Annotated in this window: 20 protein-coding genes; all 20 read left to right on the top strand. The window is 44.1% G+C overall.

Features of this window, described 5'->3' with window-relative positions; genetic code table 11:
- Nucleotides 1-8 precede the first annotated feature (8 nt).
- The 20 genes from NQ536_RS04495 to NQ536_RS04590 all read left to right on the top strand — a co-directional run bounded on the left by NQ536_RS04495 (nt 9) and on the right by NQ536_RS04590 (nt 23,418).
- Nucleotides 9-443, top strand: a complete 435-nt coding sequence (locus tag NQ536_RS04495; protein WP_004848740.1) for a hypothetical protein — start codon at nt 9-11, stop codon at nt 441-443.
- A 251-nt stretch (nt 444-694) separates the two neighbouring features.
- Nucleotides 695-1,144, top strand: coding sequence for a MarR family winged helix-turn-helix transcriptional regulator (locus tag NQ536_RS04500; protein WP_004848742.1), 450 nt, complete (start codon nt 695-697; stop codon nt 1,142-1,144).
- The gene (locus NQ536_RS04505; protein WP_004848744.1) at nt 1,141-2,499 is read left to right on the top strand and encodes an MATE family efflux transporter; all 1,359 of its coding nucleotides are present in this window, start codon (nt 1,141-1,143) and stop codon (nt 2,497-2,499) included. The genes NQ536_RS04500 and NQ536_RS04505 overlap by 4 nt, the downstream gene beginning before the upstream one ends.
- Before the next feature lie 128 nt (nt 2,500-2,627).
- Nucleotides 2,628-2,945, top strand: coding sequence for a PadR family transcriptional regulator (locus tag NQ536_RS04510; protein ID WP_044997668.1), 318 nt, complete (start codon nt 2,628-2,630; stop codon nt 2,943-2,945).
- A gap of 44 nt (nt 2,946-2,989) precedes the next feature.
- Entirely contained in the window at nt 2,990-4,213 is a 1,224-nt protein-coding gene (locus tag NQ536_RS04515; RefSeq protein WP_004848749.1) for a DUF2812 domain-containing protein, read from the top strand.
- A gap of 202 nt (nt 4,214-4,415) precedes the next feature.
- Nucleotides 4,416-5,513 carry a redox-regulated ATPase YchF gene (ychF, locus tag NQ536_RS04520; protein WP_004848751.1) on the top strand — a complete coding sequence of 366 codons (1,098 nt, stop codon included), beginning with the start codon at nt 4,416-4,418 and terminating at the stop codon, nt 5,511-5,513.
- A gap of 44 nt (nt 5,514-5,557) precedes the next feature.
- Nucleotides 5,558-6,670, top strand: a complete 1,113-nt coding sequence (lgt, locus tag NQ536_RS04525; RefSeq protein WP_004848754.1) for a prolipoprotein diacylglyceryl transferase — start codon at nt 5,558-5,560, stop codon at nt 6,668-6,670.
- Between the two features lie 395 nt (nt 6,671-7,065).
- Entirely contained in the window at nt 7,066-7,515 is a 450-nt protein-coding gene (mraZ, locus tag NQ536_RS04530; protein ID WP_004848756.1) for a division/cell wall cluster transcriptional repressor MraZ, read from the top strand.
- A gap of 20 nt (nt 7,516-7,535) precedes the next feature.
- Nucleotides 7,536-8,471, top strand: coding sequence for a 16S rRNA (cytosine(1402)-N(4))-methyltransferase RsmH (gene rsmH / locus NQ536_RS04535; RefSeq protein WP_004848757.1), 936 nt, complete (start codon nt 7,536-7,538; stop codon nt 8,469-8,471).
- Between the two features lie 26 nt (nt 8,472-8,497).
- On the top strand, nt 8,498-9,040 hold the full coding sequence (locus NQ536_RS04540) for a hypothetical protein (RefSeq protein WP_004848759.1): 543 nt from the start codon (nt 8,498-8,500) through the stop codon (nt 9,038-9,040).
- 41 nt (nt 9,041-9,081) lie between these two features.
- Nucleotides 9,082-11,526: a peptidoglycan D,D-transpeptidase FtsI family protein gene (locus NQ536_RS04545; protein WP_004848760.1), complete on the top strand. Its 2,445-nt coding sequence runs from the start codon at nt 9,082-9,084 to the stop codon at nt 11,524-11,526.
- Nucleotides 11,527-11,639: 113 nt separating this feature from the next.
- Nucleotides 11,640-13,469 (top strand): peptidoglycan D,D-transpeptidase FtsI family protein, encoded by a 1,830-nt coding sequence (locus tag NQ536_RS04550; protein ID WP_004848763.1) that lies wholly within the window; start codon nt 11,640-11,642, stop codon nt 13,467-13,469.
- A gap of 70 nt (nt 13,470-13,539) precedes the next feature.
- Nucleotides 13,540-14,499 carry a phospho-N-acetylmuramoyl-pentapeptide-transferase gene (gene mraY / locus NQ536_RS04555; RefSeq protein WP_022058876.1) on the top strand — a complete coding sequence of 320 codons (960 nt, stop codon included), beginning with the start codon at nt 13,540-13,542 and terminating at the stop codon, nt 14,497-14,499.
- 77 nt (nt 14,500-14,576) lie between these two features.
- Nucleotides 14,577-15,950 (top strand): UDP-N-acetylmuramoyl-L-alanine--D-glutamate ligase, encoded by a 1,374-nt coding sequence (gene murD, locus NQ536_RS04560; protein WP_004848765.1) that lies wholly within the window; start codon nt 14,577-14,579, stop codon nt 15,948-15,950.
- A 5-nt stretch (nt 15,951-15,955) separates the two neighbouring features.
- Nucleotides 15,956-17,119, top strand: coding sequence for an FtsW/RodA/SpoVE family cell cycle protein (locus NQ536_RS04565; protein ID WP_004848767.1), 1,164 nt, complete (start codon nt 15,956-15,958; stop codon nt 17,117-17,119).
- Nucleotides 17,120-17,170: 51 nt separating this feature from the next.
- Entirely contained in the window at nt 17,171-18,766 is a 1,596-nt protein-coding gene (locus NQ536_RS04570) for a cell division protein FtsQ/DivIB (RefSeq protein WP_004848769.1), read from the top strand.
- Between the two features lie 147 nt (nt 18,767-18,913).
- Nucleotides 18,914-20,218 (top strand): cell division protein FtsZ, encoded by a 1,305-nt coding sequence (gene ftsZ, locus NQ536_RS04575; RefSeq protein ID WP_004848771.1) that lies wholly within the window; start codon nt 18,914-18,916, stop codon nt 20,216-20,218.
- Nucleotides 20,219-20,312: 94 nt separating this feature from the next.
- A complete protein-coding gene (locus NQ536_RS04580; protein ID WP_004848773.1) occupies nt 20,313-21,827 on the top strand; it encodes a bifunctional ADP-dependent NAD(P)H-hydrate dehydratase/NAD(P)H-hydrate epimerase in 1,515 nt (504 codons plus the stop codon).
- Nucleotides 21,814-22,977, top strand: a complete 1,164-nt coding sequence (gene alr, locus NQ536_RS04585; RefSeq protein WP_004848775.1) for an alanine racemase — start codon at nt 21,814-21,816, stop codon at nt 22,975-22,977. The genes NQ536_RS04580 and alr overlap by 14 nt, the downstream gene beginning before the upstream one ends.
- Before the next feature lie 96 nt (nt 22,978-23,073).
- Nucleotides 23,074-23,418 carry a type II toxin-antitoxin system PemK/MazF family toxin gene (locus tag NQ536_RS04590; protein WP_044997672.1) on the top strand — a complete coding sequence of 115 codons (345 nt, stop codon included), beginning with the start codon at nt 23,074-23,076 and terminating at the stop codon, nt 23,416-23,418.
- Nucleotides 23,419-23,431 lie beyond the last annotated feature (13 nt).

Genomic DNA, 23,431 nt, shown 5'->3' on the forward strand with positions numbered 1-23,431 from the left:
AGGTCTAGATGAAGAAGAAAATATTACTGTGTCTGATAGCACAGCTCATATGCTGGAGCATTATGACGCTGTCTGATTACATAGAAGAAACATATAATGATAGTTATAATCTGGTCGTTGTATTTGCTGTACCCCTGATATGCGTAATTCTGTATATTATATTCAGAAAATGGATATACGATAATCAGATTGTGCGGCTGAAAGATGTCGCCATAATCTGTGCGGCGTGGATGATCTGTGGATTGATACTGGGATTTCTGATTGGTGCTCTGGTTATGAATGAAATGTGGATAGTGCCGCAGGCTACAGGAGGATGGGAGCATCTGCTGAATGGGATCGAATACATGATGTTCGCCATAACACTTGCAGGAATACCATTTGTGGCGGTGGTTCTGATCGAGTCGGTTGTGGGGATAGTAAAGGTAGTTAGAAAAAGGGCTTGACGAGAGCTTTGGTAAAGTTGCCCGGCGCAAGTAATAAGTTTTATAATTAAATGCTTCATCTGTGAGAGAATCAGGTGGAGCATTTTTTATGCATGGTGGCTAATGGCTTACGCAGGCATATGAATAGTTTATATATCCTATCCCTTGACAAAAAGAGAAAATATGAATATACTTACCGACGATAATTACCTAAAGTAATTATACGAAATAACAATAAAATAATATTTGATAAATTTACAGGAAGGAGAACCATGACAAAGGAAAAGATAAAACAGGTTATGGATGCCTGCTACCAGGCTAAAAGGGTTAGGGATATGATGCCCAAGCTGCCAAATGAAGTGACGCCTACCCACATACATTATCTTGATGTGATAACTAAGCTGGAGCTTGACGGCGCGGAGGTGAAGGTCAGTGATATAAGTGATGAACTGGGGCTTCCAAGACCAGGAGTGACAAAGACGATAAAGGATATGGAACGCCTCGGATTTGTGGAAAAGAAGGCTTCAGAGGCGGATGGACGTATTGTTTATATAAGGAGCACTCAGGCTGGCAGAGATCTGGTTGGCAAATATGTTGACGAGTATTTTACAGGACTGGGGGAGTCTCTTGTCGATATCACAGATGAAGATGCAGATATTATGATAGCGACCATTGAAAAAATTTATGATGTTATGAGCAAAAGGAGTCAAGACATAAGATGAGTGTACAGGATAAAACAGATTTTACACAGGGAAGTATAATTAGAAAAATGCTCCCATTCATGGGACCGATTCTTGGAGCATTGATACTTCAGGCTGCATATGGTGCGGTTGATCTGCTGGTGGTTGGAAGATTCGGTTCAACGGCGGGACTTTCAGCCGTATCAACAGGCAGCCAGGTGCTCAATCTGGTTACATTTGTGATAACAGCACTTGCTATGGGTGTCACAGTGCTTATTGCCAGATATATAGGCGAAAAGAACATGGATCAGATAGGAGAGCTTCTTGGAGGCGCCACGACCATATTTGCAATACTTGCGGTGGTGCTGGCAGTTGTCATGGTGACGTTTGCAAGACCCTTGTCCGTGTTGATGCAGGCACCGTCTGAGGCGGTCACTCTTACATCATCGTACGTGAGGATATGCGGAGGCGGAATATTTTTCATTATGGCTTACAATGTGCTCACCGCGATATTCAGAGGTTTTGGAGACAGCAAATCACCTCTTATATTTGTGTTTGTGGCATGTATAGTAAATGTTATCGGTGACCTTATTCTGGTTGCGGGATGTCATCTTGACGCTGCGGGTGCAGCCATAGCAACAGTGGTTGCCCAGGCGGTCAGTGTTGTCCTTGCGCTTGTGCTGCTGAAGAAGAAAAAGCTTCCATTTAAGATAGCAAGAAAAGATTTCAGATTAAACAGACAGTGCAGAAGATTGCTCTCGGTTGGACTTCCGCTTGCAATGCAGGAATTTCTCACGCAGATGTCATTTCTAGCGCTGTGTGCATTTATCAATAGACTTGGCCTGGAGGCATCATCCGGATATGGCGTTGCCTGCAAGATAGTCAGCTTTGCCATGCTGGTACCAAGTTCGCTTATGCAGTCTATGGCTTCATTTGTATCGCAGAATGTTGGAGCTGGAAAAGAGGACAGAGCGAGAAAAGCGATGCTTACCGGTATGGGCATAGGACTCTCTGTCGGCGTGGTGGTATTCATTGGCGTGTGGTTCTTTGGTGACAAACTGACATCAATCTTTACCACTGACGCGGCTGTTATACAGAGGGGCTTCGAGTACCTGAGGGGCTTTGCACCTGAGACTATACTTACCGCGGTGCTGTTCAGCATGATAGGATATTTCAATGGACATGAGAAGTCACTATGGGTCATGATACAGGGACTTATCCAGACATTGCTCGTTAGACTGCCTCTTGCCTATTACATGAGTATACAGCCGGATGCGAGCCTTACAAATATAGGACTTGCAGCGCCGATAGCAACATGCGCAGGTATTGTGCTGAATGTCATATTCTATATGGCTATGTCAGAAAATAAGAAAAAAGCGAAAGAACAGAAAGCATAGTTGAAAGTATGCTATACATGGCGAGAAAGCTCAGAGTGGATATTTGTTGTATTGACAAATATCCTTATGCACTATACAATATCGTTATATGATATCGATAAATGATATTGAGAAAGAGAAGTGATATTATGCCAAAGAAAGCTATGGATATTCTGACGGAATCCATGTTTTATGTGCTTATGGCATTCTCAAAAGGCCCGATGTGTGGGATAGATGTGGCAGATTATATAGAGGAGAGAACCGGTGGAAGGGTAAAGATCGGGCCGGCGACTCTGTACACTATACTGGGAAAGTTTGAGAAGGAAAAGTGGATAAGGGAAATTGAGGTGGAAGGCCGTAAGCGAACATACAGCATCACAGATAAGGGTATATCTGCATATGAGCAGGAAGTGGAAAGACTTAGAATGTGTGTGCGGGATGCTGAAGATGCAGCAGATGAAATGTAGAGATTCATTTGCAGCGGAGTGCGGACTATTCACAAAAAATTTATATGGAGGACTCAAAGATGGTGGAGAAAAAAGATACAAAAAGTGTGCACCGCATCATACCATGTCCGGATTATGATGTGACCGGAGTTGAGTGCTGGCTCTCATATATGGCGGAGCGGGGGTATATCTTGCGGGATGGTGGAGTGTTCCGTGGAATAGCTGCGTTTGACAGGTGCGAACCTAAAAAGGTGAGGTATAGGTTGCAGCCGGCTCAGAAAGGATTCGTGATATATGACAACGACGGACCAAGTGATGATGAGGTGGAGCTGAACGGCGCTTTTGGATGGAAGTACGTGGCAAAGTATGGAGTATTTAATATATACAGAGCAGATGATATGGATGCCAGGGAGATGGACACAGACACTGAGGTCCAGGCGATGGCGATGAATTCGCTGCATAGAAGTCAGAGGTTTAACATAATATGGATGTCCATCTGGATAATAGTATATCTTGCAATTGTCTTTACAAGTCAGCCGTTCCTATCGATGGTAAACAGAGGAAGCCTGATAAGTATTGCCCTCGTATTGTGCGTGATCATATTTATAGTGACCGGTCTGGTTAAGGCTGTGAGTCTGTACAGGCTCCGCAGAAAAATACTTGATGGGGATAGTCTGGGTTCGGGTACAAACTGGAGAAGAGGCGCCAGAATATACACAGTAAAGGCCGTTGTTGGAATAATTGCATATGTGGCAATGATAGTGTTTGGATGTATGTTTATACTGAGTGATGGCGTAGACAGAAACCAGATGCCGCTTTCCGAATATCAGGGAGAAGTTCCGTTTCAGACAATAACAGATCTGGTATCCTGCAGCGATATTCAGAAGGTAGATAACGTGGACGATGATGTGAATACGATCAGCAAATGGTCTGATATTCTGTGGCCTGAAAATTACAAGGTTTATGAGTATGGTGATATAGTTTACACAGATGGAAATATATGTCATGGTGGATTGGTGATAACCTATCATGAGGCAAAGAATGAATGGCTGGCAAATAAGCTTTATCAGGCTTATGTGCAGAGGGCAAAGCATCAGTCTGACTATGAGAAAATTGATATGAAGATAGCTGGGCTGGATGATGTAGATGCTTACTGGGACGGATCAGAGAGCGTGGTCATGAGAAAAGGAAGGAGACTTATAGTAGCCAGTTTCTACATGAGCGGCGAGAACAGACATGAGGGAGATCTGGAGGAATGGGCTGGCTGCATTGCGGTGAGTCTGGAATAAAGAGAAATTCTTACGCGACTAATACAGGGGACACTCCTCGTGACAGAAGGAACGTCCCCATTAAACATTTACAATTTAGCCACGTTATAGTATATTAGAATTTGTATGCGTGGCTATTTTGTGGCTGCACTATAATATATAGGAAGAAATAATACAGAGGGACACTCTTCGTTACAAAAGGAACGTCCCCAAGGAGGTATACATGAAATTAGGTATCGTAGGACTCCCAAACGTGGGAAAGAGTACACTTTTCAATTCACTTACAAAGGCAGGAGCGGAATCAGCTAACTATCCGTTCTGTACAATAGATCCAAACGTAGGTATCGTTGCAGTACCGGACGAGAGACTGGACAGGCTCACAGAGATGTATAACTCTGCAAAGACAACACCTGCTGTTATAGAATTTGTAGATATCGCTGGTCTTGTAAAGGGCGCGTCAAAGGGTGAAGGACTTGGCAACCAGTTCCTTGCAAATATCAGAGAGGTTGATGCCATCGTTCACGTTGTAAGATGCTTTGAGGATACAAATGTCATCCATGTTGACGGTTCCGTAGATCCGATCAGAGATATAGAGACCATCAATCTGGAGCTGATCTTCTCAGATATAGAGGTGCTTGACAGAAGGATCGCCAAGACCATCAGAGGCGCGAGAAACGACAAGATGCTTGCGAAGGAGCTTGACTTCCAGCAGAGGATCAAGGCTCATCTTGAGGATGGCAAGCTTGCAAAGACCATCGAGGTCACAGATGAGGACGAGCAGGCATGGATAGAGGAGTACAACCTTCTCACATGGAAGCCTGTTATATTTGCAGCAAATGTAGGTGAGGACGACATAGCAGATGACGGTGCGTCGAATGAAAACGTACAGAAGGTAAAGGCGTATGCAAAGGACTTCGATGCAGAGGTATTTGTAGTATGTGCACAGATAGAGCAGGAACTTGCAGAGCTTGACGATGAGGAGAAGAAGATGTTCCTCGAGGATCTCGGAGTTAAAGAGTCTGGTCTTGACAAGCTTATCAAGGCAAGCTACTCACTTCTCGGTCTTATCAGTTATCTGACAGCCGGAGAGACGGAGTCAAGGGCATGGACCATCAAGAAGGGAACAAAGGCACCTGGAGCAGCCGGCAAGATCCACTCAGACTTTGAGAGAGGATTTATCAAGGCTGAGGTCGTAAGCTACAAGGATCTCATGGACTGCGGAAGTATGCTTGCAGCTAAGGAGAAGGGTCTTGTTAGACAGGAAGGCAAGGAATATGTGGTTGAGGATGGAGATGTGATTCTCTTCAAGTTTAATGTATAGAGAAGTCATGTGGTTACATACGGAATAAAGGAGGATGTAATGATATGACTCAGATATCAGAATATTTTAGAAATATATTTTTCCCAAATCTCGGGATAACGCTTAAGAATATAGGCGACCATATCAGTATAGGAAGCTTTGAGATAAGATTCTACGGGATCATCATCATGATAGGTTTCCTGCTGGCGTATGTGCTTGTCACAAAAGAGGCGAAGAGAACCGGGCAGAATCCTGAGACATATCTGGATTTTATACTGATACTCATAATCCCGGCGATACTTGGCGCAAGACTTTACTATATACTGTTCAGGCTTGACCAATATATTGTGAAGGGCGATGCGGGGGCAACCATCAAGGCGATGCTCAACATTCGAGGTGGCGGTCTTGCCATATACGGAGGAATCATAGCCGGAATCATCACGGCGGTCATCTTCTGTAAAGTGAGAAAAGTTAATTTTGTTCTCATGGCTGATACTGCCACGTTTGGAATACTTATCGGACAGATACTTGGAAGATTTGGAAACTTCTTCAACAGGGAGGCATTTGGCGCATATACGAACAGCAAGATGGCCATGGCAATCCCACTTGATTATTACAGATCAGAAGGAAATCTTGACTATCTGGAGAGAACTGGTGTTATAACCCAGAAGATGCTTGACAATGTGGTGAATATAGATGGCATGGACTGTATAACGGTTCATCCAACATTCTTGTACGAGTCTCTGTGGAACCTGATACTGCTTGTTTTCTTATTTATATATAGAAAGCACAAGAAATTCAAAGGAGAGTTTGCGCTTATATATGTGGGAGGTTATGGCCTTGGAAGATTCATCATTGAGGGACTCAGAAGTGATTCTCTGATGATAGGCAGCACAGGAATCAAAGTATCCCAGGCGCTTGCACTTGTCTGTTTCATAGCGGCGGTTATCCTGCTTGTTATAAACTATGTAAAGTGTGCGAAGAATGGCTGGCCTGCAGTGGAGATAAGTGGAACGGATGACCAGCACGTGGAGACAAGTGGAACTGAGAGCCGATCGGTGGAGACCGATAGTGCCAAGAAGCAGCCGGTGGAGGACAGTGGAGCTGAGAGTCAGCCGGTGGAGGCTGGTGGAACAGAAACTCTAAAAGCCCACGAAAAAAATAGAGAAAACAAGTAAATTGACGCTGATTTTTGCTCATATGTAAAACGATCATAATCAAATATATATTAGAAAATAACATATATTAGGGCAGATTCCCCACACAGTGGAGAAAAACTGGGATTTGCCCCCACTACAAAAAAGCCTGTAGATTTAACATGAAAAAGTGTTGAATCTACAGGCTTTTTTATGCTTTTGCGCACAGTTTTTTTGTATAACAGGGTTGCATTTTCAGGGTTGATAGTATAGAATAATGGTTACAAGTGGGTGAACTGTGAAACTCGGTGGTGAAAAGTGGTTTTGAAAGCGGTTTTCATCTATAAGGGAAATACGGTATATCCCGGAATACCTACAACAATTTGTTGCCGGCTGCTGAGAATATGCGAAAGAACTAAGAAGAGGAGGAGATCTGAATGTCCAGATGCTTATCAGGTGAATATGAACATAAGCTTGATGCAAAAGGAAGACTGATCATGCCTCTTAAGCTCCGAGCAGAACTTGGCGAGTCGTTTATGGTTACGAAGGGTATTGATAAGTGCCTTTACGTATACAGCAATGAAGAGTGGGAAAGCTTCGTGGAGAAGCTGAACAAGCTTCCTATTACGAACAGGACTGCAAGAACATTTAAGAGACGTTTCCTTTCAGGTGCGGTCAAGTGCGAACCGGATGGACAGGGAAGAATACTTCTTTCTCCAAAACAGAGGGAGTATGCTGAGATTGATAAGGATGTAATAATCATAGGTAATGGAGAGAAGGCTGAGATCTGGAGCAAAGCTAACTGGGAAGGCGAAGAGAACGTTACTGATGACGAGAGTATGGCAGAACTTGCGGACAAGCTCGATGAGCTTGATTTTAGTTTTTAAGAGAAGAATGGTAGTTGAGTATGGAATTTGCACACAAGTCGGTCTTACTTGAAGAGACCATAGATAATCTGAATATAAAGCCTGACGGCATTTATGTGGATGGTACATTGGGGGGTGCCGGGCATTCAGAACAGATTGTCAGAAGGCTTGGTGAAGGCGGAAAACTCATAGGCATTGATCAGGATGAGGATGCAATAGCTGCGGCTACGAAGAGACTTGAACCGTATAAGGACAAGGTGACGATAGTCCGAGATAACTATCAGAATTTCAGAAGAATTTTAGATGAACTGAACATACAGAAGGTGGACGGGATACTCCTTGATCTGGGGGTATCTTCATATCAACTCGATAATGCGGATAGAGGATTCACATATCGGGTTGATGCTCCACTGGATATGAGGATGGACAACAGGCAGTCGAAGACAGCGAAGGATATTGTGAATGAGTATCCGGAAGCGGAACTGTTCAGGATACTCAGGGATTACGGAGAGGAGCGGTATGCAAAGAGCATTGCGTACCACATATGTAAGTACCGTCAGGATAAAGAGATAGATACGACGGAGGAGCTTAATGACATAATCCGCGGATCAATTCCGGCAAAGGCGAGGAATGGACAGGGGCATCCTTCAAAACAGACATTTCAGGCTATAAGGATCGAACTCAACAGGGAGCTTGATGTGCTCCGTGATTCGATAGATGGAATGATAGCTAGTCTGAATCCTGGAGGAAGGCTGTGTATCATCACATTTCACTCCCTGGAGGACAGAATAGTGAAGACTGCATTCAGAAAGAATGAGAATCCATGCATATGTCCGCCAAATTTCCCAGTGTGCACATGCGGAAGAAAGTCCCGCGGCAGGGTTATAACGAGAAAACCTATCATACCGGGGGAGAGGGAGCTTATAGAGAATTCAAGATCAAAGAGCTCAAAACTCAGGGTGTTTGAGGCTGTTTGATATATAAATGAAAGAGGCGATATATAATGGCAGATAGAAGACGCTACACAGAAGGTAGTTCTGCGAGACAATTGAATGAAGCAAACAGAGCAAGACACAGGGCAGAGGGCGAGAGATATATGAGTGGTTCGGCAGCTCCGGCAATGGTTCCACAGCCACGGAGAAAGCACCAGAAGACATCCCATCTGACAGAAGAAAACAGAAGAAATATAGCAGCGAGAAAAGCTGAGAAGAAAGCTGTTACAAATGCGCAGATTAGATACACAGCGGGAATGGTGGTAGCGATAGTGATTGCGGTTGCACTTTGCTGTTATCTGCTGAAGCTAATTTCGGACGTGAGAGTTGCCAAGAACACGGTGGCGGATCTCAAGGAGCAGGTGGCGACACAGCTTGATGAGAACACGGGATATAGCGCAGGTTTGGATTCGATGGTTGACTTGAATAATATATATGATATTGCAACACAGAAGCTCGGTATGGTATATTCACAGCCGGGACAAACTTTATACTATTCCCAGAATAGTGATGATTATGTAATACAGTACAAGGATGTCCCTGAGGCTAAGTAAACCTCAGGGATAATTTTTTGAGGAAGAGGTGGTAAGTACAGATGTCAGCTAGGTCAAAATCATTTTTGGAAGGAATGAGAAAGAAAAGCAGCTGGGCTGTAATAGTGTTGATTATAGCCATGGTGATATTTATAATACGAGTACTCCAGATAAATATAAAAAATGGAAAAGAGTATTCTGAGGCGGTTGTTCTGCAGGAGAATTATGAATCGTCAACTATACCCTACGAGAGGGGCGAGATCCTGGACAGAAACGGCAATGTCCTGGCAAACAGTGAAAAGACATACAGTCTGATAATAGAACCTAATAACATAAGACTGAAAGATGAATACCTGACAGCGACAAGGGCAGCCATACTTAAGTTCTTTGATATATCTGAAGAAAAACTTGATGAGAAACTGGCAATTGAAGGAGATTATGGGTATTATCAGAATATAGTTCAGGATCTTTCGTACGACAAAGTAAGAGAATTTGAAAATTACTGTAAGACGGATGAGGGAGATAATGTTGTTGGAGTTTATTTTGAAACGAAATACAAGAGAAATTATCCAAATGGAACTTTGGCATGTCATGTTCTCGGTTACACAGTTGACGGAAATGTGGGTCAGTATGGCATCGAGGGATATTACAACGATGAACTGAACGGAGTTGATGGAAAATCATATAGCTACATGTCCGGAACTGACGGTATGGCATCAGAGACCGTGCCTGCGCAGAACGGAGAGACAATAGTATCTACTCTGGATATGAATATCCAGAAGATAATAGAGGATAATATATCTGAGTATATGCAGAATACTGGAGCGAAGCAGATAGGAATCATTGCCATGGATCCAAACAACGGAGAAGTGCTGGGAATGGCAAGCTCACGTGTGTACGATCCAAATGACGCTTCAAATCTGCAGGCGCTGAAGGATAAGATAGTTCCGATTACCCAGGAGGTGGAGGTGGATGGAGCCGATGAGACTGCAGACAGTCTTATATCGGTAGAGAAGTCCACGGAGAAATCTACAGAAGGGGTATATCTTGAGGGGTCAGATAACAAGAAGAAGGCAGAGAAGTCTGAGGGAAAATCTACAGAGAGCACCACTGAAAGCAGTACGGATGATGATGATGAATCATCTTCGGAAAATCAGACAACCGAGGAGAAGAAAAATGTTAAGACGGAGGAGGTCGATTATGACTTCTCGGCCATGACAGACGAGGAATTTAAGGACACGGTAAGCCATTTCACAAAAGAACAGAAGACGGAGGCTCTGAATTATCTCTGGCAGAATTATTGTATAAGTGATGCACTCGAACCTGGTTCAACATACAAGGCATTTACCATAGCAGGAGCTATGGAGGATGGTGTTATATCAGATGGCGATGAATTTTACTGCGATGGTTCACAGACTCCGGTTGAAGGGGAGTCTCCGGTATACTGTAGTTACAGGGCCGGACATGGAACAGTGGATGTAAAAAGAGCGCTTGCTGTATCATGCAATGATGCGCTTATGCAGATAGCCGAGAAGGAGGGACCGGAGACGTTTGACAAGTACCAGGAGATATTCAACATAGGCTCTAAGACCGGAATAGATCTCCAGGGAGAGACCACAGGAATCAAGTACAGTGCAAAATATCTTCACCCTATGGAGCTTGCGACATCCTCATTTGGACAGGGTGTTACAACATCCATGATACAGATGGCAGCAGGTTTCTGCTCAGTAATCAACGGTGGAAATTATTATGTGCCACATGTGGTAAAGCGGCTTCTGGATGATGATGGAAATGTTGTACAGGATATTGAACCAGTATTGGTGAGAAAAACGATATCAAAAGGTGTCTCCGATTATCTCAGAACATACCTTCAGGCGGTAGTTGAAGAGGGAACTGGATACGCCGCAGGTGTAGAAGGATATACCATTGGAGGTAAGACTGGTACAGCGGAGAAGCTGCCTAGAGGAAATGGAAACTATGTTCTTTCGTTTATAGGATTTACCCCGGTTGAAGATCCTCAGATCATGCTCTATGTAGTTGTCGATGAGCCTAATGTTGAGGACCAGGAAGGATCGGGAGCCGGTGCAAAGCTTTTTAGTCAGGTTATGGAGGATCTCCTCCCATATCTCAATGTATATGCAACAAACTCTGATGACGTATCTTATGACGGAACAGATGAGGCTGTTTCTGCAGATGATGAGACAGTTACAGAGGACGATACAGAGGCAGATATATCATCAGATGATGCAGTGGTAGATGACGGAACGGATGATTCCTACACTGACGATACATCGGATGGAGATTCATCTTACACGGATGACGGTTATATTGACGATTCATCAGGTGATGGCGCATATACGGATGATTCATCGGAAGGTGACTCCTACACAGATGATACACCGGATTACAGCGCGGATGACTCGTATTCAGATGATAGCTATACAGATGATACCACGACATATGATGAAGATACCGGTGGTGTGGCGGATTATTCAGATGGAGAATGATCTTATCAAATATATATTAAACAGCCCATGGATATAAGATATAAACGTATCCATGGGCTGTTTTTGTGGTTTGAGGAATAGAACAGAGATAACAGTAATACTATAGTAAAAAAATGCAGGACGATCGAGTGAAAGTATATAGCTACAACAGACGGAGGATAAAATATATATTTGTTATGGTGTGCATAGCTGCTACGGTTATAATCGGTAGACTGGCATACATAATGGTCTTAAAGGCTAAATACTATAGTGAGCGGGCGGATAATCTTCACGAGCGTGAGAGAAGTATAAAAGCACCCCGAGGCAGGATATACGACAGAAATGGAAATATACTTGCGGACAACAGGGCAGTATGTTCGGTGTCCGTCATACATAGCCAGATAGAAGATGAGGAGGCGGTCATAGATCTGCTGGAGAAGTATCTGGATAAATCTCCGGAGGAGATCAGGAAAAAGGTGACAAAGGTATCGTCCAGGGAGATCATAGCGGTAAATGTCAGCGAGGAGACAGGTGACATGATAAGAGCTGCGGCACTGCCGGGGATCAAGGTGGATGAGGATTACAAGAGAAATTATCCGTATGATGAACTGGCATCCAAGATGCTCGGATTCACAGGCGCGGATAATCAGGGAATACTCGGACTTGAGGTGTCTTACGACAGCGTGCTAACCGGAGTTCCCGGAAGTATAAATGCCGTTACGGATGCGCGGGGAATAGAACTTGCGGAATACGCGGAGACGAGAAATGATCCGATTCCAGGCGATGACCTTGTGACAACGATAGATATTAATATACAGAAGTATGCAACCCAGGCGGCATACAAAGTCATGACTGAAAAGAATGCGAACAGGGTGTGCGTGCTGGTCATGAATCCACAAAATGGTGAGATATATGCCATGGTCGATGCGCCAGAATACAATCTCAACAAACCATTTGAACTGATAAATGACGGTGAAAAGTCAGCGGAGAGCACAGAGAATGGCATAGAAAAAGACACAGATGCACGAAAAGAGGAGGCAAATGATCAAGCTTCGGGCAATATACATACTGTCATGAGTCAGATGGATAAGCTCAATAATATGTGGAGAAATTATCTTATAAGTGATACATATGAACCGGGATCCACGGCAAAGATGATCACTCTCACGGCGGCTCTTGAGACTGGGGCTGTGGATAAGAGCAATTCGTTTTACTGCCCCGGATACAGGATAGTTGAGGATCGACGGATAAGGTGCAGCAAGACAACAGGGCATGGAAGCCAGACTCTTGAACAGGCTCTCATGAATTCCTGTAATCCTGCATTTATGGATATAGGGGAGAGGACAGGAGTGGATGGTCTGTACGAGTACTATCACAAGCTAGGACTCTTTGATAGGTGTGGTATAGATCTTCCAGGTGAGGCAAATTCCATAATGCATAAAAAGGAAAATGTTGGACCGGTGGAGCTTGCAACGATCTCGTTTGGACAGTCGTTTCAGGTGACGCCTATACAGTTTATGTCCGCTGTGGCTTCAGTCATAAATGGCGGTTACAGCATAACTCCGCACATAGGACAGAAGGTGATGGATAGCGAGACAGGGGAGACAAGTGTGTTGGGATTTGAAGAGAAAAAACAGGTTATAAGTGAGAACACTTCGCTTCAGATGCGGGAAATGCTCGAGAAAGTGGTTGCAGAAGGCGGCGGTTCAAAATGTGCCATAGAGGGCTACAGGATAGGTGGTAAGACTGCTACAAGTGAGAAGCTGCCGAGAGGTACAGGAAGATATATTTCATCATTTATAGGATTTGCTCCGGCTGATAATCCGGTTGTTATGGCAGCCGTACTGATAGACGAGCCGGAGGGAACTTATTACGGTGGAACCATTGCTGCTCCGGTGGTGAGGGATATATTTTTGAACATTCTTCCCTATTTGGGAATTGACAAAGTATCAAATGAGTATTAAATTTATGACAGTCTGAAAACAGTAAAAGAAATACATAGTCCATGATGTGTGGACAGGTAAGGAGTACAAAATGAATTTAGATTTAAAGATTATTTTACCGGTAGTGATCGCGTTCTGCATCAGCGTAGTGTTATGTCCAATAGTGATTCCATTTTTGAAGAAACTGAAGTTTGGACAGTTTGTCAGGGATGATGGTCCGCAGGCACATCTCAAAAAAGCAGGTACACCTACAATGGGTGGACTTATCATACTGCTTTCATTTACGATCACAACTCTTATATATATGAAAGATTACCCTGATGTTCTTCCAGTTCTTTTTGTAACTCTGGGATTTGGACTGATAGGATTTATAGATGATTATATCAAGGTTGTAATGAAGAGATCCATGGGTCTCCGTGCATGGCAGAAGATGCTGGGACAGATAGTAGTAACAGGTGTATTTGCATATTATGTAGAGAAGTATTCAACAATTAACAATGAACTTATAATACCATTTGTGGGCAAGACAATTCAGCTTAACAGTGTACTTTATGTTGTACTGTTATTCTTTATAGTGCTTGGAACTGTAAACGGTGCAAACTTTACTGATGGACTTGACGGTCTTGCTTCGTCAGTCACAGTTCTCATTGCGACATTCTTTGCGGTTGTTGCAGTCGGAACAGGTTCAGGTGTTGCACCTGTGTCATGTGCTGCAGTTGGAAGCCTTCTCGGATTTTTGGTATACAATGTATATCCGGCAAAGGTGTTCATGGGTGATACAGGTTCATTGGCACTTGGAGGATTTGTTGCTTCTACAGCTTACATGCTCAAGATGCCGATATTCATAGTGATTATAGCATTTATATACTTCCTTGAGGTATTGTCAGTTATAATACAGGTTGTATCATTTAAGCTTACAGGAAAGAGAGTGTTCAGAATGGCACCAATACACCATCATTTTGAGCTTGGCGGATGGCCGGAGTCAAAGGTTGTTGCCATATTCTCTATCGTGACAGCAGTACTCTGCGTTGTGGGACTTCTGGCACTTTAATGGATTTAGATAGCTTTAATATAGTCATATATAGTTCTATATAGCCATAGAAAGGAGAAAGTGGCGTAGATTACGCCATGGTGAAGATTATGGAGATAAAGACAGCAATAGTAGCAGGAACAGGAAAAAGTGGAATCAGTGCGACGAAGCTCCTGATAAATCATGGAGTTTCGGTATATCTGTTTGATGAGAACAAGGACAGAGATATAGATAAGATAAAGGAGTCAGTGGATAATTCGGAGCTTGTAAATGTTGTTCTGGGTGAACTTAGCGAGGAAGCACTTTCGGCATCGCAGCTCATGGTCATAAGCCCTGGAATACCGGTTGACGCTCCGTTCACAGACATAGTCAGAAATGCTGGAATACCTATCTGGAGTGAGATAGAACTTGCATATCATTATGGCAAGGGCAAGATAGCAGCAATAACCGGAACAAATGGCAAGACAACAACGACAGCTCTTGTGGGCGAGATAGTAAAGGCATACAATGCCAGCACGATAGTTGTTGGAAACATAGGAATCCCTTACACTGAACTGTGTGATACAACAAATGAGGATTCTGACACAGTAGCAGAGATAAGCAGCTTCCAGCTTGAGACAGTCATAGATTTCCATCCGAATGTGAGTGCCATTCTGAATCTCACACCGGACCATCTGAACAGACATTATACATTTGAGAATTACGGCAATGTAAAATTCTCAATAACCAAGAACCAGACCATGGATGATGTGACAGTTCTCAACTATGATGACGAGCATACAAGAGCCATGGGTGAGAAAGCAAAATCCCACGTCCGTGTCGTATATTTCAGCAGACTGGAAAAGCCTGCCGGCGGTGTGTATGTTGAGGATGGAAATATAGTGCTTGAGGACGGAGACAAGAAGATAAATGTGCTTGCACTCAGTGATCTTAAGCTTCTCGGAGCACATAATGTTGAGAATGTGCTTGCAGCGGTTGGAATCTCATACTACATGGGAGTACCAGTTGATGTCATAAGAAATGTGGCAACATCATTTAAGGCAGTTGAGCATAGAATAGAGTATGTTGATACTATAAACGGTGTTGCATATTATAATGATTCAAAGGGAACGAACCCTGATGCGGCCATCAAGGGTATTCAGGCTATGGTATCACCTACATATCTAATCGGTGGCGGATATGATAAGGGTTCAGAGTATGATGAGTGGATAGAGGCATTTGGTGGAAAGGTGAAGTGCCTCGTACTTATAGGACAGACAGCACAGAAGATAGCAGACTGTGCAAAGAGACATGGTTTCAATTCCATAGTGTTTGAGGAGAACCTTCAGGAAGCAGTGGCGTACTGCCATGAAAATGCAGTTGATGGTGATGCGGTGCTTCTCTCGCCTGCATGTGCAAGCTGGGGACAGTTCAAGAACTATGAGGAGCGTGGAACTAAGTTCAAGGATTATGTAAGAAGCTATAAGGAGTGATATGATTGCGTGGTGAACCTGTAGTTTCAGAAGATAGGTTGACTAAGGCACGAAAGCACGGGAGGAGATCCTGGGATGGATATGTGGATTTGCCTATGTTGATATGCCTGTCTGCTATTCTGATATTCGGGTTAGCCATGATATACAGCACCAGCAGTTACAGAGCGATGGATCTGTACGGTGACGATATATACTTCTTCAAGAGACAGACGGTATACATGCTTACAGCGGTATTGTTGATGTGCGGTGTATCCGGGATTGATCATACATTTTTCTTCAGGTATTCTAAACTGATACTCATATCATCATTGCTATTGCAGATACTTGTGCTTGTGATTGGAACGGCAAGCCACGGCTCCTCCAGATGGATATATATCGGGCCGATAGGATTTCAGCCATCGGAATATGCAAAGCTGGCGATAACGGTGTATACGGCGGCACAGGCGGCAGTAAAAAGCCGGGATCTGTGCCGGGCCGGATGCCTGATAAAGGTTATGGTGTTTCCGGTAATAACAATAATCCTGATAGGAGTAGAAAATCTCAGTACAGCGATAATATGCTTCGTAATCATGTTTGCCATATTATTTGTGGCAAGCCCGGGCATAAAGCATTTTGTTGTTATAGGGATATGTGGTATAGTTGGGTGTGTACTGTTTATATTATTTGCCGGATACAGGGCTGATCGCGTGAGGATCTGGCTGGATCCGGAACAGTATGCCGACGGATATCAGACTGTCCAATCGCTGTACGCAGTAGGTTCAGGCGGACTTTTTGGCGTGGGCTATGGCAAGAGCGTGCAGAAGATGGGCTTTATTCCAGAATCACACAATGACATGATCTTTTCAGTTGTGTGTGAGGAGCTGGGAATGGTGGGAGCAATCGCTCTTATAGTACTTTTTATAGTATTTTTGTACAGACTGGCGCTGATAGCAATGAATGCGGATGACCGGTTCGGAAGTCTGGTTTCCTGTGGAGTGATGACACATGTGGCCGTCCAGCTTCTGATAAATATGGGTGTTGTCACAAATACGATACCGCCTACGGGAGTTCCTATGCCTTTTATAAGTTATGGCGGAAGTTCGATCATTTTTATTCTCATAGAGATAGGGATAGTCATGTCTGTCGCGCGGGGAAGAACAGTGGGTACAGATGTCAGAGACATTCCATAAACTGATAACTCATAAACTGATAAACGACAGATCCTGAAAAGGAAGATATTGATGAGTGAAGACAATAGAACATACAATAATAGAACCGGTAAAAATACCGGAAACAACAGAAGATATTCCGGATCCAAAGGCGGGGCGAACAGGCCGGAGACGAGAACATCTGACAGAAATGGCCGCGGTCGTAGCCTGAATGATTACAGTGTTGATGTTGCGGCTCAGCGCGGTGTGGTGAGAGATGACAGCGCACTGAGAAGGAACAAAAGACCTGGAGATGTGAAGATGGCACCTGCAAGAAGATCGTCGCGAAGTGATCTGACCGAGAACAGGCCTGCCCAGAGAGAGCGCTCCGCGGACGAACAGATCAGGAAAAGCAGAAATGTCGATGTGGCGGATGCGAGGAGACAGAGCGGTAAGGTTGATGTCGAGACTGGAAGGCGCCTTGATGGACGTGTGCGTGTTCCTGTGGACAAGAGACGAGTTCCGCCATCACAGCCATCTCAATCTCGGTCATCACAGATGTCGGGCAGAAAAAACAGCAGGATGCAGGAAGGTCGGAGACCGTCGGATGGTGGGCAGAGGCGGAGCAAGACTGACAACGGGCAGCGCACAGCTCAGGATAAACGCAGACGTCCCGACGAAGAATCTCGCAGAACCCAGGATAGACACAGACGCTCTGCTGAAGAACAGCGCAGAGTCCAGAACGGACACAGACGCCCTGCTGAAGAACAGCGCAGAGTCCAGAACGGACACAGACGCCCTGCTGAAGAACAGCGCAGAGTCCAGAACGGACACAGACGCCCTGATGAAGAACGGCGCAGAGTCAGGACTAAAAAGGTTAAGCGCAAGCCGACACCGCAGGAGATCGAGAGAAAACAGAGACTTAAGCAGGAGAGGCTCGAGAGAAGAAAGCAGAGACGTGAGAGGGCTGCGAAGGTTTTTCTCATCATACTCAGGGTGCTTCTTGTACTGATCGTGATAGCAGCTATATCGGCAGCCATAATCAACAGCTGCTATAAGCTAAAAAAGATAAATGTCAGCGGAACAGATCACTACACAGACCAGCAGATGGAGGATATAGTTTCCGGAGGAAAGAAATACAGCAATACGCTGTTGTTCATTCTCAACAACAAGATAAATCCTCCTGGTGATGTGACATTTATAGATAAGATAGATGTTTCATATGTAAACAGAAACACCGTGTCAATAACAGTTTATGAGAAAGCAATGGCGGGATGTATCGAGCATAATGGCAAGTATGCATACTTCGACGGAGATGGAATTGTTCTTGAGATATCAGATAAGAAGCTGGATGATGTTCCGTGTATAGAGGGACTGACAAGCGACAGAGTTGAGCAGGGCAAGAAGCTTTCGGTGGGAGACAATAGTTTCTTCCAGGAGATACTGACTATGACGCAGCTGATATACAAGAATGAAATACAGATAGATAAGATAACATACGATAACAAGCAGAATCTAATACTTCACAAGGACGGAATAAAGATAAGAATAGGCAATTCGGATAACCTGGAGAGCAAGTTTATGAATCTTGAAAATATCCTGTCCACACTGAAGGGCAAGAAGGGTACGCTTGACATGTCGAATTACAGTGCATCCGATGGTAATGTTATATTTAAAGAAAATAAATAAAAAAATCTTGCGTATTGATATAAAAAATCGTATTATATAGGTACTAATGCGATAAAGCGGACTAGTTATGCCCGTATATTGTGATCTATCAGATAAACAGAGATAACAGATATAATAATAGAGAATAATATTAAGGAGGATGCAACCGTGCTTGAAATAAAATCAAATGACGAGAGAACACCAGCAAGGATTCTTGTTATCGGTGTCGGCGGTGCAGGTAATAATGCTGTAAACAGAATGATTGATGAGAATGTTGAAGGAGTGGAGCTTATTGCTATCAACACAGATAAGCAGGCTCTTTCACTTAGCAGAGCAACAACAAAGATCCAGATAGGTGAGAAGCTTACAAAGGGTCTTGGTGCCGGAGCAAAGCCTGAGATTGGTGCCAGTGCAGTGGAGGAGAATAGAGAAGAAATCGTTGATATCATCAAGGATGCCAACATGGTGTTTGTCACATGTGGTATGGGTGGTGGAACCGGTACAGGTGCCGCTCCTGTTGTAGCAGAGATGGCAAGAAATCTCGGAATCCTTACTGTTGGTGTAGTTACAAAGCCATTTGGTTTTGAGGGCAAGCCACGTATGAGAAATGCCCAGGAGGGAATTGCAAGACTTAAGGAGAACGTTGATACACTTATCGTTATCCCTAATGACAAGCTCCTCCAGATATGTGATAAGAGAACAAGTATTCCTGATGCACTCAAGAAGGCAGATCAGGTTCTTCAGCAGGGTGTTCAGGGTGTAACAGACCTGATCAACAAGCCAGGTCTTATCAACCTCGACTTTGCAGATATCCAGACAGTTATGAGAGATAAAGGTATTGCCCATATCGGTATCGGATCAGCAAGCGGTGAGAACAAGGCTGTTGATGCCATCAAGGAGGCTATGGATTCACCACTTCTTGAGACAACAGTATCAGGTGCTACAGATATTATCGTTAACTTCTCTGGTAATATCGGAATCGTTGAGGCATATGATGCAGTTACATACCTCACAGAGCAGGCCGGAGACGGTGTCAACATCATATTTGGTACAGTTGACAATGACAACATGGGTGAGGATATAAGCATCACTATTATAGCAACAGGTCTTGAGAGATCAGGAGAAAGTGATGTTACATCAAGATATGCTGGAACAGCATCTCCGATGGGAACTATGACAACAACTCCAAAGCCGGCTGTTGCAACAACTCCTGTATCAGAGCCTAGAACAGCAACATATGCAGGTCAGAGCATAGGTACGCACAGTACAGCATCACAGTCAGTTGCTGCAAGCAGACCTTCATTTATGAATAACAGTTCAGCTGCAACAGAGCCGGCAACAAAGCCTGCATACACCGCAGCTACAACATCACAGCAGAGCAGTCCGGTCACATCCACACCAGTTGAGCCGGTTCATGTTCCAAGACCAAAGACAGAGAGCATAAAGATACCTGATTTCCTCAAGAAGAGATAATTAGATAATTAAGTAAATGTCAGAATCAAAACGGATAATTTCGTGAGAAATTATCCGTTTTGTCACATAATAAGCGGATAGGAGATGAATATATATGTTTTATCTTCCGGATAGAGATGAGATGCAGGAGATAGACAGACGCACCATCAAGGAGCGGGGAATCCCGGGAATACTTCTGATGGAGAGAGCGGCTATATCGATTTTGGAGGAGATAAATGCAAGAAAGGATACAGTACTTCCAGCACGTGTCAAATGTCTTATCGTTGTGGAGGGAGGAAATAACGGCGGGGACGGACTGGCTCTTGCAAGACTTCTGGCACAGCAGGGAGATCAGGTCGAGGTGTGTTATATAAGCGGACTGTCAAAGGTGAGTGATAGCTTTGCATACCAGCTGGATATAGTGCGGAATCTCGGTATCCAGGTCACAGATGAGATCTCACAGAAGGAGTATGACATTATAGTCGATGGAATCTTTGGAGTCGGTTTGAAACGTGATGTGGCAGGAATATGGAAGAATGTCATAGAGCAGATGAACAACATGCCGGGATACAAGATCGCTGTGGATCTGCCATCGGGAGTGGATGCCACCACCGGTCAGGTGCTTGGGACTTCCTTCAGGGCTGATCTGACAGTGACATTTGGTCTTAACAAGAGAGGACTTGTGTTGCACCCGGGATGCGATATGGCTGGGCAGGTAGTTGTAAGAGAGATTGGATTTTCGGATAGAGAGGTTCAGGACATAGCACCTGAGGCTTATGGCTATGATCTGTCAGATCTTGCGCGTCTTCCAAAACGCAGCGACAACTCCAACAAAGGAACATATGGCAGGGCTGCGGTCATCGCTGGAAGTGCTGATATGTCCGGAGCTGCAGTATTTGCTGCAGAGGCTGCATACAGGACAGGAACAGGGCTTGTCAAGGTTTATACACACAGTTTAAACCGTACGGTGATTGGAAATAGGATACCGGAGGCTGTTCTTATGACATACAGTGACGAAGTTGAGGCTCTTAAGTGTGCAGAGGATGCAGTTTCGTGGGCGGATGTCATTCTTGTGGGACCTGGACTTGGCAGGTCAGGGGAAGCTGAAGAACTTCTCCGCTATGTGATATGTGAGGCAGAGCAACCCCTTGTTCTGGATGCAGATGCGCTGAACATCATATCTCAGGATTTGGAACTTCTGAAAAAGCACAGGGGTGAGGTCACAGTTACTCCGCATCTCGGGGAGATGTCAAGACTCACAGATATAGCTATACCGGATATCAAAAAGAATATATTAAGGGTGTGCAAAGACTTTGCTATGGAGTATAATGTTATAGATGTGCTCAAGGACTCCAGGACATGTGTCAGCAGAGGTGGTGACATTTACATCAACACCTCGGGAAACAATGGCATGTCCACAGCCGGTGCAGGTGATGTGCTTGCAGGGGTGATCACGGGACTTATAGCCACGGGTAGTTCACCGTATGAAGCGGCTAAGCTTGGTGTGTATATCCACGGGCTGGCAGGTGATCTTGCAGCTGAGCGCATGGGAAAAAATGGGATGATAGCCAGAGATATAGTTGAATCCATACCTATGGTGATAAAAGGAGTGGAAAATGAGAAATTATAACAGGGTACAGGCAGTGATAAATCTTGATAATATAAGACATAATGTGGCGGCTATGAAGTCTCTAGTGGATAAGGATAAGAAGATGCTGGCGGTTATTAAAGCAGATGCATATGGTCACGGAGCAGTGGAGGTGGCACATGCACTCAATGATATGGTAGATTTCTTTGCGGTTGCTTTCATTGATGAGGCAATTGAACTCAGGAATGCAGGTTTTAAAAAACCGATATTGATACTGGGGTATACTGATCCTGAGGACTATAAGCTTCTGATAGATTTTGATGTACGTCCGGCGATATACGATGTAGATGATGCACGAAAACTGTCGGAGACAGCCGTTGGTAAAGGTGCAAAGGCTAAGATTCATATAAAGGTTGATACGGGCATGGGAAGAATAGGATTTTCATGTGATGATGCCGGGGTAAAACATATAGAAGAGATAAGCAGGATGCCAGGGATAGAGATAGAGGGAATGTTTACCCATTATGCCAAGGCTGATGAGCTTGACAAGACAGCGGCAAAAGGACAGCTGGACAAATTCAGATGGATCAACAGACAGCTTGAGGATAAGCACATATATATTCCTGTCAGACATATATCGAATAGCGCAGGTATCATGGAGATGGATAATTCTGACTTTGATATGGTGAGATCTGGAATCGTAACATATGGACTTTATCCATCAGAAGAAGTGGACAAGAGTATAGTGGATCTGAGACCAGCCATGAGCCTTACATCAAAGGTAATATTTGTGAAGGACGTAAAGGCTGGAACCGGAATAGGATATGGATGGTCATACATAGCAGACCATGATATCAGGGTTGCCACAGTGTCAGCCGGATATGCAGATGGATATCCGAGAGCGCAGTCCAACATAGGTCGAGTCATAATACATGGACAATATGCGCCGATCATAGGCAGAGTGTGTATGGATCAGTTCATGGTCGATGTGAGTCATATAGATGATGTAAAAGTCAGAGATGATGTCATACTGATTGGCAGAGCTGGAGACAAGGTTATCACAGTTGAAGAGGTTGCAGAGCCAGCGAACAGCTTTAATTATGAGCTTGTATGTAATATATCAAGACGAGTTCCGAGAGAGTACATAAGAGATGGCAAAGTTCTTGGACAGGTGAATTATCTGTTGGATTGATGAATAACCAATAATGACACTGGAAATACTTTTTTTAGAGTGGAATACATAATATGTATAAAGCCACATTTATAAAGTATTTATGGGGTGATAAATTTGGTTATAAGAAGAGGGGACATATATTATGCAGATCTAAGACCTGTTGTGGGTTCAGAGCAGGGCGGAATCAGACCTGTGATCGTGGTCCAGAACGAGGCAGGCAATAAGCACAGTTCAACTGTCATAATAGCAGCGATAACGAGTAAGATGAAGAGACCAAAGCTGCCGACGCATATCATGCTGGATTCTGCGAGATGCGACATTGCAAAGGATTCCGTTATACTGCTTGAGCAGCTCAGGACCATAGATAAACAGAGGCTTAAGGAAAAGGTATGTCATGTGGATTCAGATGTACTGAAAAAGGTAGATGAGGCGCTGAAGATCAGCCTGGAGCTGGTATGATATACGAATCAAT

The sequence above is a fragment of the Coprococcus eutactus genome, assembly GCF_025149915.1.
Lineage (GTDB): Bacteria > Bacillota > Clostridia > Lachnospirales > Lachnospiraceae > Coprococcus > Coprococcus eutactus.